This window comes from Gorillibacterium terrae, from assembly GCF_051594785.1.
Classification (GTDB): domain Bacteria; phylum Bacillota; class Bacilli; order Paenibacillales; family NBRC-103111; genus Gorillibacterium.
Map to the genome: position 1 here is coordinate 145,741 of NZ_JBPPGI010000002.1, position 11,223 is coordinate 156,963.

At 58.9% G+C, this 11,223-nt stretch carries 11 protein-coding genes; 8 read left to right on the forward strand and 3 right to left on the reverse strand.

Annotated elements, in window-relative coordinates; all coding sequences use genetic code 11:
- Positions 1 to 245 precede the first annotated feature (245 nt).
- A complete protein-coding gene (locus tag ACSEXS_RS10800; protein ID WP_438433238.1) occupies positions 246 to 2,351 on the reverse strand; it encodes an alpha-galactosidase in 2,106 nt (701 codons plus the stop codon).
- Positions 2,352 to 2,469: 118 nt separating this feature from the next.
- On the opposite strand from ACSEXS_RS10800, the gene ACSEXS_RS10805 reads away from it, so the two are divergent.
- The 7 genes from ACSEXS_RS10805 to spoVAE all read left to right on the forward strand — a co-directional run bounded on the left by ACSEXS_RS10805 (position 2,470) and on the right by spoVAE (position 8,547).
- Positions 2,470 to 3,330 carry an AraC family transcriptional regulator gene (locus tag ACSEXS_RS10805; RefSeq protein WP_438433239.1) on the forward strand — a complete coding sequence of 287 codons (861 nt, stop codon included), beginning with the start codon at positions 2,470 to 2,472 and terminating at the stop codon, positions 3,328 to 3,330.
- Positions 3,331 to 3,522: 192 nt separating this feature from the next.
- Positions 3,523 to 4,326 (forward strand): alpha/beta hydrolase, encoded by an 804-nt coding sequence (locus tag ACSEXS_RS10810; protein ID WP_438433240.1) that lies wholly within the window; start codon positions 3,523 to 3,525, stop codon positions 4,324 to 4,326.
- 344 nt (positions 4,327 to 4,670) lie between these two features.
- On the forward strand, positions 4,671 to 5,669 hold the full coding sequence (locus ACSEXS_RS10815) for an aldose 1-epimerase (protein ID WP_438433241.1): 999 nt from the start codon (positions 4,671 to 4,673) through the stop codon (positions 5,667 to 5,669).
- 141 nt (positions 5,670 to 5,810) lie between these two features.
- Positions 5,811 to 6,701, forward strand: a complete 891-nt coding sequence (locus ACSEXS_RS10820; protein WP_438433242.1) for a DUF421 domain-containing protein — start codon at positions 5,811 to 5,813, stop codon at positions 6,699 to 6,701.
- 6 nt (positions 6,702 to 6,707) lie between these two features.
- Positions 6,708 to 7,163 carry a stage V sporulation protein AC gene (gene spoVAC, locus ACSEXS_RS10825; RefSeq protein WP_438433243.1) on the forward strand — a complete coding sequence of 152 codons (456 nt, stop codon included), beginning with the start codon at positions 6,708 to 6,710 and terminating at the stop codon, positions 7,161 to 7,163.
- A gap of 14 nt (positions 7,164 to 7,177) precedes the next feature.
- Entirely contained in the window at positions 7,178 to 8,197 is a 1,020-nt protein-coding gene (gene spoVAD / locus ACSEXS_RS10830; protein ID WP_438433244.1) for a stage V sporulation protein AD, read from the forward strand.
- Positions 8,197 to 8,547: a stage V sporulation protein AE gene (spoVAE, locus tag ACSEXS_RS10835; RefSeq protein ID WP_438433245.1), complete on the forward strand. Its 351-nt coding sequence runs from the start codon at positions 8,197 to 8,199 to the stop codon at positions 8,545 to 8,547. The genes spoVAD and spoVAE overlap by 1 nt, the downstream gene beginning before the upstream one ends.
- A 193-nt stretch (positions 8,548 to 8,740) precedes the next feature.
- On the opposite strand, the gene ACSEXS_RS10840 is transcribed toward spoVAE, so the two are convergent.
- Positions 8,741 to 9,121: a hypothetical protein gene (locus tag ACSEXS_RS10840; RefSeq protein ID WP_438433246.1), complete on the reverse strand. Its 381-nt coding sequence runs from the start codon at positions 9,119 to 9,121 to the stop codon at positions 8,741 to 8,743.
- A 289-nt stretch (positions 9,122 to 9,410) separates the two neighbouring features.
- Positions 9,411 to 9,974 (reverse strand): hypothetical protein, encoded by a 564-nt coding sequence (locus ACSEXS_RS10845; protein ID WP_438433247.1) that lies wholly within the window; start codon positions 9,972 to 9,974, stop codon positions 9,411 to 9,413.
- A 283-nt stretch (positions 9,975 to 10,257) separates the two neighbouring features.
- Here ACSEXS_RS10845 and ACSEXS_RS10850 point away from each other — a divergent pair, with 283 nt between their 5' ends.
- Complete coding sequence (locus ACSEXS_RS10850) at positions 10,258 to 11,217, forward strand: AAA family ATPase (protein WP_438433248.1); 960 nt, start codon at positions 10,258 to 10,260, stop codon at positions 11,215 to 11,217.
- Positions 11,218 to 11,223 lie beyond the last annotated feature (6 nt).

The following is an 11,223-nucleotide window of genomic DNA, read 5'->3' on the forward strand; positions in this document are numbered from 1 at the left end:
CCGCTTCCGGCCCAGTCGCGGGGCCGCCCGGAAAACCGCGGCCCGGAAAGCCGAGACTCTGGATAGCCGAGACTCTGGAGGGCTCGTGCAGCACGTCCAGCAGTCCGGGGAGCCAGAGACCTCGGAGAGCCCGTCCCGCCTCCCGGGGCCTAAACCTAACAAACCGCCTCGACCCCATGCCGGAAGCAGGGGCGAGGCGGTTTGGCGTTTCTTTATTCGAGGCGTTAAGCGCGGCTATCTCTCGCTTACACCGAGGCAATACGGATCAGGCGGCTCTGGAAGGCACCTTCCAACCGGACCGGCAGCCCCTGGCTCATCAGGCTGCGGCCGCTGACCGGACGGTCCTGGCCGTCGACCCGGTACAGGCGGTCGGGCTCCAAGCCCTGCAGGTAGACCGGCGGCAGGGGATCGGCGTTCGATTGATGCACGGCGAGCACGAACAGCACCGCTTCGGTTTGGTCCGGAGCGACGTACTGAACGGCGGTCGTCTGTTTGCCTTCGCCGGGAGAGAGCAGCCGGTACAGCAAGCCCTCCTGAACCAGATGGCGAATGGCCTTGTAATCGCCGATCAGGCGAGTGGCTTCGGCCAGCTTCTCGTCGCTCCAGTGATGCAGGTTGCCGCCGATGCCGAGCGAGCCCATCATCGCACAGTGGAAGCGGTAGGAGAGCGGCAGCCAGTCGGCCGAGTTGTCGGTGACCCAAGCCATCATGGTTTTGGCGGCGTAGCCGTAGGAGTAGCCCTCTTGGATCTTCAGCCGTTCCAGCGCATTGGTATTGTCGCTCGGCCAGGTCTGGTCCATGCGGCGCAGGATGCCCAGATCGACGCGGCCGCCGCCGCTGGAGCAGCTTTCGAAGACGACCGCCGGATGCGCCGCCTTGAGCCGGTCGACGATCTCGTAGAGGCCGCGGACGTATTCGACCCAAATTTCCTTCTGCCGGTCCGCCGGCAGCTCGGGCCAGCCGGGTTCGCTGATCGGCCGGTTCATGTCCCATTTGACGAACTGGATATCGTGGTCGGAGAGCAGGCGATTCATGAAATCGAAGATGTATTCGCGGACATCCCGCCGGGCCAGGTTCAGCATGAGCTGATTGCGGGCTTCGGTGCGGGCGCGCCCGGGGAAATGAATTACCCAGTCCGGATGGGCGCGGTACAGGTCGCTGTCCGGATTGACCATCTCGGGCTCGACCCAGATGCCGAAATCCATGCCGAGGCCGTGAACCCGGTCGATCAGCGGCTTCAGACCGTTCGGAAACTTATCCGGATTGACGTACCAATCGCCCAGCCCGGCGCGGTCGTGATGGCGCTGGCCGAACCATCCGTCGTCGACGACGAAGAGTTCCACGCCCATGGCGGCCGCTTTTTCGGCGATGGCACCTTGATCCTTCTCGCTCACATCGAAATAGGTGGCTTCCCAGGAGTTGTACAGTACCTTGCGCAGGTTCCCTGCATGCTCCTTGGGCAGCACGTTTGTCAGCTGGTGCCGGTGCAGCAGCCGGCTGGCTTCGCCGAAGCCCTCGGCGCTGAAGCCGCCGATAAACGCGGGCGTTTCCAGCTTCGCGCCCGGCTCCAGCCGGTAGCCGAAGTCGAAATCGTTCATGCCGCCGGTGACGCGCACCTCATAGAACGGCGTGACTTCCGCCGTGATCTTCCAGCTTCCGCTCCAAGCCAGCGCTCCGAACCAGACAGGGCCGGCGGTTTCGGTCGCGTTGCCGCGGTCGAGCGCAAACCACGGATTCTGGTGGTGGCCCGTGTTGGAGCGGCGGCTTTCGATTACCTTCTTGCCTTCCGTAAGCGGAACCCGCCGAAGCTGCATTTCGTGGAAATACTTGCCCGCGAGGTGGGTGAACCGGTAGGAGTGATTGCCCGGCACGCTCCATTGCGCCGATTGCGCGCTCTCGACGGCGACGGCCCGATCCCCGCCGTTTGTCAGGACGACCCAGCGCTCGATCAGATCCAGCTCCTCGTAAATCCGGTAATGCAGCTCCACGGCGAGCCCGTAGCGGGCGTCCCGCAGCTCAATGCACAGCTCCGGAGCGGCTCCTTCGGCGACTCGATGCCCCGCAACCTCGAGAACCACGTCGCGCACGCCGTCGGCGAAAGTCGTTTTTAAGCAGGGCTCGGCATAATAAATGCCCGCCCAGCCGGGATATTCCAAGCTCGCGACATCGAGCGTCGATTCCTGGGAAGCGAGCTCGGGAACCGCCGTGAGCGTATAATCGGATGCGTAGGGCAGCTTTTCTCCCCAGTAGAGATGCTGCAGCCGGTTGTCGCCGTTAACGGCCATGGCGTAAGACGTCCGCCGGGTTTCCAGCACGAACAGCCGGTTTTTTTCTTCATATTGAATGGACACGACAGCGGCCTCCTCATTTCAAATGCAACCATTATAACGCGTTTGGGACAAACGGGACATGGTCTGAGTTCCGCTTGCAATGGTATAATGTCGGTATTCCAAAAAAGGGGCCGATCCTGTGGTTCAGCGTTTCGACATTCCGCTCGCCAGCCGACTCGGAGCGAACAGCGAGCTGATTTATTATTATAGCGGCGATCACGCCTGCACGCCGGGGCACCGCTGGGGGCCGGGGCTGCGCGATCATTTCGTCATTCATTTTATCCTGTCCGGAAAAGGCAGCTTTACGCTCGGCGACAGCACCCACGAGCTGGAAGAGGGACAAGGCTTTGCCATCTTTCCGGAAACGCTGGTCGATTATCGGGCCGATTCCGTTGACCCATGGCATTATGTCTGGGTTGGCTTCAGCGGCCTCAAGGCCGAGGAATTCCTGCGCAGGGCGGGGCTCGATGCCCGGCACCCGGTCTTTCGTTGCCCGGATGGAATGCTATCCAAGGAGAGGCGGGAGCATTTCCGCGAGGCCAACTCGCCCAAGGCCAACGACGATTTGAAATGGACCGGTATCCTGTACGACCTGATCTGGCAGATGATCGAAGCTGCATCTTCTAGCCGAGCCGCGCCGCCGGAGCAGAGCCCGGCGGACGAATACACCCGCCGGGCGATCGAGTTCATCCATAAGAATTATTCCCGCAAGATCAGCGTGGCGGACATCGCCCGCTATGCCGGTGTGGACCGCAAGCACCTTCACGCCGTATTCAAGAAGCGGATGCACACCTCGCCGCAGCAATTTCTGATCCGCTGCCGGATGGAGATCGCTTGCGACATGCTGTTGGTGCCTGAGCTGCAGATCGGCGACATCGCCCGGTCGGTGGGATACGAGGACCCGTTCCTGTTCTCGAAGATGTTTCGCAAGGCGATGGGCGAGGCCCCCGTCAAATGGCGCGGCCGCCGGCTGGCGGAAGGGAGAAGCGGCGAGGAGTAAGCTGCTTTTCCTTCTGCCGCTTTGCCGAGCAAGTCCTTCGATTCGACCGTCCAATCTTCGCTCCAGCCGCCGGACCCTCCGGCGGTTTTTTCTATGGCAATCGCGCCTTGTCAGAGCCGAGGATTTGCGATAAGGTGAAATGAGCAAGACCCAAGTAAGCGTGTTCAGAAAGTCAGTCAGGAGGAAAGAAATATGGAAGAGTTGCTTTGGCCGCTCGGAGCGCCGAATGCGACCGGCACCGGCGGCGAGGACAAGCCGGCTCTCACGCCTTATCTTGTCGGCGGACCGGAAGGCGGCAAGCGGGCCGCCGTCGTGGTCTGCCCGGGAGGCGGCTATGCCATGCGGGCCGACCATGAGGGCGAACCGATCGCCCTTTGGCTCAATGCCCTCGGCATCTCCGCGTTCGTCCTTCGCTACCGGGTTGCCCCTTACCGGCATCCGGCGCCGCTGTGGGACGTTCAGCGGGCGATCCGTTACGTTCGCAGCAAGGCGGAGGAGTGGCAGATCGATACCGGCCGTGTCGGCGTCCTCGGATTTTCCGCCGGCGGCCATTTGGCTTCGACGGCGGCGACGCATTATGACGGCGGCAACGCCGAAGCCGCCGATCCGATCGAGCGCGAGTCCAGCCGGCCCGATCTCGCCGTGCTGTGCTATCCGGTCATCAGCATGAGGGACGGCGTCACGCACGAAGGCTCCCGCGAGAACCTGCTCGGGCCGAATCCGTCCGAGGAGCTGTTGTCCGCGATGTGCGGCGAAGACAACGTCACGGAGGATACGCCGCCGACTTTCCTGTGGCACACCTCCGACGACGGCGCTGTAAGCGTCCAGAACAGCCTGCGGTTTGCTTCGGCGCTGCATCGGCACGGAGTGCCGTTCGATCTGCATGTGTTCGAGAAGGGCCACCATGGTTTGGGCCTGGCCTCCGAGGACGAGCATGTGCGCTCCTGGACGGCCGTTTGCGGAACCTGGCTGAAGGCGAACGGCTTTTGTGAGTAGCGGCTTCGGCCGTCTGTTATGGGGAAGAACGGAATAGGTGAATCGGGGAAAAAGGCTTTAGGCAACTGCCCTGCCGGATGCGGGCTCAGGGGAATACGTTATCGCACAGACGTTTTTTTCGATTGGGGCGTTTCCGAATGAACCGTGACGAGGCCTTCCTCCTCCTCATCCTTCTTCTGTTCGTGCTTCTCGTGATGGTGCTGTTGGTGCTGGACTGACCGACGCACCGGCCGGAGCCCCGAAAGCGTTTAACCGGGGCCTCCGGTATTGCGCATATACGATATAAGAGCCGGCGGACAAGCCTACGGCGCAGCCGCAGCCGGCGAAAGGAGCTTTTTTGACCGATGAATAACCGCACCGACGCCTTTCTGGGCGATTACCAAGGCGAGACTGCCGTCTGGCTGAAAGCGGGACGCTACGAGGCGGCCCTCCTGCCGCAGATCGGCGGCAACCTGATCGCGTTCCGCGATACCGAGCAGAACTTCCGTTTCCTGCGGGAGCCGGACGACATGGAAGTCTTCAGGGCCAATCCCGGCGTGCACGGCATCCCCGTGCTGTTTCCTCCAAACCGCTACGAGGACGGCAAGTTCCCTTGGAACGGCCGCATTTTGAATTTTCCGGTGAATGAAGAAAAGACCGGCAACCATCTGCACGGCTTCCTGCATACCGCTGCCTGGAACGTGGACCAGATGGGCGTGAACGGCGAAGAGAGCTTCGTGGTCGTTTCGGTCAAGGTAGACGAGCATCACCCGGCCTTCCAATACCTGCCGTTTACGTTTGTCTTCCAGCTTCGCTACACCCTGCACCCGGAGCTGGGCCTATCCCAGCATGTGCTGATCCGCAACCTGGGCAGCGAGACCATGCCCTGCCTGCTCGCCTTCCATACGGCGGTCAACGCTCCTTTTGCGCCGGGCAGCACCGCCGAAGATTGCCGGGTAAAAGTGACCATCGGCGAGCGCTGGGAGCTGAATGATCGGATGCTGCCGACGGGACGGTTTCAGGAGCTGGACGCCAACGAACGGAAGCTGCAGGACGAGGGCGTCAGTCCGTACTTCGCCGCCATGGACAACCATTATACGGCGAAGCCGCAAGGCGGGCGCAACCGGATGGAGCTGACCGACACCCGGACCGGGCTCACGCTGGTGTACGACGCCGGCACCGCCTATAAGCAGTGGATGATCTGGAACAACGGCGCATGTGGCAGCTTCTTCTGCCCGGAACCGCAGATGAATCTGGTCAACGCGCCGAACGTTGCGCTTCCCGCCGATGAAATCGGGCTGTTCGGGCTTGCCCCGGGCGAGCTGTTCGAGGAAACGAGCCGGATTTATCTCCGGGGAGAGTAAGACGCGCGAATCCTCCATTTTCAACCATTCCCAATAGCAACGGATCTTCCGCTCGGCGGAGGGTCCGTTTTTTTCATAATCCGGGGGTTTTGGCCCATACTAACACGAGTGTCCATGGTCTGGTAGGAGGAGGGAAAACTGATGGAGAGCTGGCTGGGCATTATCTGGCGTTCTCTTGCCGCTATCCTGACCCTGTTTGTGCTGACGCGCATCTTGGGAAAGAAGCAGATTTCTCAGCTGACTCTTTTCGAATATGTGCTCGGCATCACGCTCGGCGAACTGGCCGGTTTCATCTCGACGGACATGGAGGCGCACTTTCTCCACGGCTTTCTTGCCCTCCTGGTCTGGTTTACGGTCCCCTTCATTCTGGAGAAGATCTCCGTGCGCAACCGCAAGCTGAGAAGCCTCATCGAGGGAACGATGACCGAGGTCATCAAGGACGGCAAAATTCTGGAGAAAAACCTGCGCAAGGAGCGCTTTTCGCCGGACGAGCTGATGGAGGAGCTGCGGAAAAAGGATGTCTTCGACGTGGACGAGGTGGAATACGCGGTCCTGGAAGCGAGCGGAGACATGAACGTCTTACTGAAGAAGGAAAACCGGCCGTTGTCCGCCAAGCTGCTCGGCATCCAGCTTCCGCCAAACGACAAGCCGGAGGCGCGGGTCGTCGTTATGGAAGGAAAAGTGGTGCCCGATGCGCTCCAACGCGCCGAGAAGTCCGAACGCTGGCTGAAGAAGGAGCTGGACAAGAAAAAGACGACCGTCGAGGAGGTCTACCTGGCTCAGGTGGATTCGGACGGGAAGCTGTATGTGGATCTCTATGACGACAGCCGCGAGCTTCCCGGCGGAGCGGACAAGAACCTGTTGACCGCCCTGCTGCACAAATGCCAGGCCGATCTCGATCTGTACACCCTTACGGCCCAGACGGATAAAGAGCGGCAGAGCTATCAAAAGGGTTCGCATGACTTGAAGCAGCTCATTCAGCAGCTCACCCCGCTCCTCGCCAACAACCGGGAACCCCAACAGAAAGGATGATGAGAAGTGGCAACCAAGAGTCAACCCACGCCCAGTCAGAAAAAGTACCAGGAGCTGGCCAAATCCAAGGAACCGCCCCGCAGCATTGTCCGCAATTCGATCATGGCCTTCGTCGTCGGCGGGCTCATCTGCACGTTCGGCGAACTGCTTCGCCATCTCTTTAAGGCCTGGGGCTTTACGGAAAAGACCGCCGGCGATCCGACGGTCGCCGTTCTCATCCTCCTCTCCTGCATCCTGACGGGCTGCGGGGTCTATGACAAGTTCGCCCAGTGGGCGGGTGCGGGTACGGCGGTGCCAGTAACCGGCTTCGCCAATTCGATCTGCTCGGCGGCCATGGAGCACCGCTCGGAAGGGCTCGTCTACGGAATCGGCGGCAATATGTTCAAGGTCGCCGGCGCCGTCATCGTGTTCGGCACCGTAGCCGCGTTCTTCATCGGGATTCTGCACGGGCTATTCCACTAAGAGGAGGGAGAAGCATGCTCCAAGGCAAACAAAGCTGGTTCTTTGAAACACCTCCGGTCGTTCAGGGCTATGCCTCCGTCGTGGGGCCGGAGGAGGGCAAGGGGCCGCTCGCAGCCGACTTCGACCAGGTTCACGAGGACATGCGGCTCGGGCAGAAGAGCTGGGAGCTGGCCGAGCGCCAATTTCTCGAGCAGGCCGTGAACAAGGCCGTCGAGAAAGCCGGGGCCGACAAGAATCAGATCACCTTCTACGTCGGCGGCGATTTGATGAACCAGATCACGAGCACGAGCTTCGCCGCCCGGACCATCGGCCTTCCGTACCTGGGCGTGTTCGGCGCTTGCTCGACGGCCATGGAGAGCGTCGCCGTCGCCTCGCAGCTCGTGAGCTCGGGCGCGGCTAATCAAGCGATCGCCGCCACCTGCAGCCATAACAGCACCGCCGAGAAGCAGTTCCGCTACCCGACCGAATACGGCTCTCAGAAGCCGCCGACGGCGCAGTTCACCGTCACCGGCGGCGGTGCCGCGGTGATCGGCAAATCCGGGTCCGGGCCGCGTGTAGTGCGGGCCACCATCGGCAAGATCGTCGATATGGGCATCAAGGACCCGTTCAACATGGGCGCGGCGATGGCTCCGGCCGCGGTCGATACGATCTCGCAGCACCTGGAGGACTTCGCGCTGGAGCCGGCTTATTACGACATGATCGTTACCGGGGATCTGGCGCAGATCGGCCATTCGATCGCCCGAGATCTGTTCGCCGAGCGGCAGGTCGCCATCGACCAGACGATCTTCACCGATTGCGGCCTGCTCATCTTCGACCGCGAGAAGCAGCAGGTGCAGGCGGGAGGGAGCGGCTGCGGCTGCTGCGCCACGGTGACCTTCGGCCACCTGCTCAACCGGATGAGCCGGGGCGAGCTCAAGCGGATTCTCGTCATCGCCACCGGCGCGCTGCTGTCGCCCTTGTCTTACCAACAAGGCGAGAGCATTCCCTGCGTGGCCCATGCGGTAGCCTTTGAAGCACAAGGAGGGGGACAGTGATGGATTATCTATGGGCGTTTTTGGTCGGCGGCGCCATCTGCCTGGTCGGCCAGCTTATGATCGACGGCTTCAAGCTGACACCGGCGCACACGATGGCGACCCTCGTGGTGGTCGGCGCCGTGGTGGACGGGCTAGGCTGGTACGACCCGCTCATCTCCTTCGCCGGCGCGGGTGCGACGGTGCCGATCACAAGCTTCGGCAATTCGCTGGTCCACGGCGCGATTACCGAGTTCGACCAGAACGGCTGGATCGGAGTGCTGACCGGGATCTTCAAGATCACGAGCGGCGGCATTTCGGCGGCGATCATTTTCTCGTTCCTGACCGCTCTCGTGGCGAAGCCCAAGGGATGAAGCAGCCTCAAATGAGTTCGGAAGAGGAGCGAATCAAGCCGGGAGCGAAAGGCTCCGCTTGATCCGCTCTTTTCTCTGTTCGGATGGCACTTTGCGAGGCACTTGAAAACGGCGTTAAAGACTACAGAAGACAGCACGCTACCAACGGTCCGTGCTGTCTCCAAAAAGCAGGGTATTAAGTTTGAGTCGAACTTTAGTTTAAGCCCGGAAAGGAAGGAGTCTTGGGGTCCGGCAAGGAATCGGCTAAATCGAGTAATTCCTTCTCAGTTGCTATCCCGCCCACCCAAATAAGCGTTGTTCCATCTTTATAAAAGAGGAGTCCCTTGCCGTTTTTGCTTTTCACATCGACCTTGCGTTCTCCGACCTGCTTCGATGTAAATCCGTTCGGTGGAGCAAAGGGAGAGGAGAGAATCTCCATGCCAATAAGGATGACGCGCTTATCATCAGCAAAAGCCCAGACATTATCGGCTTGTGCATTATTGGTTCTGCCCTTGGCGACGATGAAATCTTGTAAGGGCAATGCGATACCACCCTTATTGTGAAACAAACTATCTTTATTAACGTTATGGTCCAACCCGTTTTTTCCTTGCTCAATAAGGAAACAAGATAAAGAGGCTGTTTGCTCTCGGGCAATTTCAAAATCTCCACATGCGAAGAGCCCCAGCTTTCAGACCAGAGAACATTGGATGGCTTGGGGGTCCCGGTTGCGCCCGTTGTCCACTCCCATGAAAGGCCGGTTTGTACCACATCTTCAGCGGTTTCTGTCGACACGGGGTCCTTAACTTGGACCATGCTTAATACCAAGGATTTTGACGGAGGCGGATTTGAACAACCGGCAACAAGAATTAGAACACTAAGCCCAACTAATTTAAATAACCTCTCCATGCTTCCCTCGCAATTATTTCGTCATAAGTTTTTCCTTTTATCGTAACCGTAGTTCCATATTGTTCGGTGCAATCTGCATTTACATACACCGAATACCCGGAATAGGAACTAAAATTAGTACCATAATCATTCCATCCCTCGTATCCAGGATTAACGGGTACTGTAGTTGAATCTGATGATGTCCATGTCTTGGAAAGTGTGGAAGATAATTTTACAGTTGTTTCAACTACCATAATATTAAATTTACCACTAGCTTCAATAGAACCGCTTAAAGTTTTGCTGTCCGTAATCGTTGAAGTCATTGTTACAACGCCGCCACTTCTCCTTGAATTCCAATACCTTGTTCCCGAAGAGCCTAAAACAAAGCTATTAATATAATTTGGTGTAACGTTTCTATATGCCCATCCCTCTACACATTGTGTTGCATAAGGAGTGACCATTGAATTTGGGGTCGATTCAATCGAAAGAGATTCAGATGCATCATCGGCAAAAACAGTTTGAAGTGGCACCAATGCTAAGGCAGTAGAAAGAACACAACCCATTAATTTTTCAAAACAATATCAGCTCCCCATATGTACTATAATATGGATACACAATACCGTGAATTCCGTAGTTAGTAAATTGTTATTCAAAATAACATTTTTTGTATTCTAGCTTTGCAATACCGCGTCAATCTCCAAACAATTTTATGGGTGGAAACGGTGTACGAAGTCTTTCAAATCCTGTAAACTAGGAAATACGACAAGTTTTTTGCTTCCGTCCGATCCGAAATTCATAAAAGAGAGTTATATAGACACCGACCTTATCCCAATTGGAGGACAGCTCATGGAGGGAATTCTTAAGGAAGAAACGACCGCAATCGAGCGCCTGAAACGCAATCTGGAAGCCTGCATCCTCGGCAAGAGCAAAGAGATCGAGCTCCTGCTCACCGCCTTCTTCGCCGGCGGCCACGTCCTCCTGGAGGATGTGCCCGGGACCGGCAAGACGGTTCTCATTAAAGCGCTGGCCCGCTCCATCGACGGCCAGTACCGCCGCATTCAGTGCAATCCCGACCTGCTGCCGACCGATATCACCGGCGTATCCATCTACCATCCCAAGCAGGAGGAATTTATCTTCCGTCCGGGCCCCGTGATGACGCACATCCTGCTCACCGACGAAATCAACCGGGCCACGACCAAGACGCAGGCGGCGCTCCTGGAAGCGATGGAGGAGGGCTCCGTCACCGTGGACGGCGTGCCTTATGAGCTGCCCAAGCCGTTCCTGCTGCTCGCGACCCAGAATCCGGTCGACTTCGAAGGCACCTATATTCTGCCGGAAGCGCAGCTCGACCGCTTCATGCTGAAGTTCAGCCTCGGCTATCCCGACGAGGCCACCGAGTATCGCATGCTCGCTTCCCAGAGCAAAGCCCATCCGGTAGACTCGCTGGAACCGGCGCTCGGCATCGCCGATGTGCTTGCCATCCAGGAGCGGATTCACGAGGTCTACCTGGAAGAAGAGCTGGCCAAATACGCGATCGCCGTCGTCCGCCGCACCCGCGAGCATCCGGCCATCTTCCTCGGCGCGAGTCCGCGCGCGACGCTGGCGCTGACCCATGCCGCGAGGTCGCTCGCTTTCCTTCGCGGCCGCGACTACGTCCTGCCGGACGACATCAAATTCCTCGCGCCTCATGTGCTCGGGCACCGGCTGCTCCTGCATTCCGAAGCCCGTTTGGAAGGGCTCACCCTCGAAAGCGTCATGAACTCCGTACTGGAGCAGGTGAAGGTCCCTGTCCGGTTAACGAGGTGATGACTT

What these genes read in the sequence shown, in the direction of transcription:
- ACSEXS_RS10820 (WP_438433242.1), top strand. Translation starts at nt 5,811, where the DNA reads ATGGAGAGCTGGCTGGGCATTATCTGGCGTTCTCTTGCCGCTATCCTG.
- spoVAE (WP_438433245.1), top strand. Translation starts at nt 8,197, where the DNA reads ATGGATTATCTATGGGCGTTTTTGGTCGGCGGCGCCATCTGCCTGGTC.
- ACSEXS_RS10850 (WP_438433248.1), top strand. Translation starts at nt 10,258, where the DNA reads ATGGAGGGAATTCTTAAGGAAGAAACGACCGCAATCGAGCGCCTGAAA.
- spoVAD (WP_438433244.1), top strand. Translation starts at nt 7,178, where the DNA reads ATGCTCCAAGGCAAACAAAGCTGGTTCTTTGAAACACCTCCGGTCGTT.
- ACSEXS_RS10845 (WP_438433247.1), bottom strand. Translation starts at nt 9,974, where the DNA reads ATGGGTTGTGTTCTTTCTACTGCCTTAGCATTGGTGCCACTTCAAACT.
- ACSEXS_RS10815 (WP_438433241.1), top strand. Translation starts at nt 4,671, where the DNA reads ATGAATAACCGCACCGACGCCTTTCTGGGCGATTACCAAGGCGAGACT.
- ACSEXS_RS10810 (WP_438433240.1), top strand. Translation starts at nt 3,523, where the DNA reads ATGGAAGAGTTGCTTTGGCCGCTCGGAGCGCCGAATGCGACCGGCACC.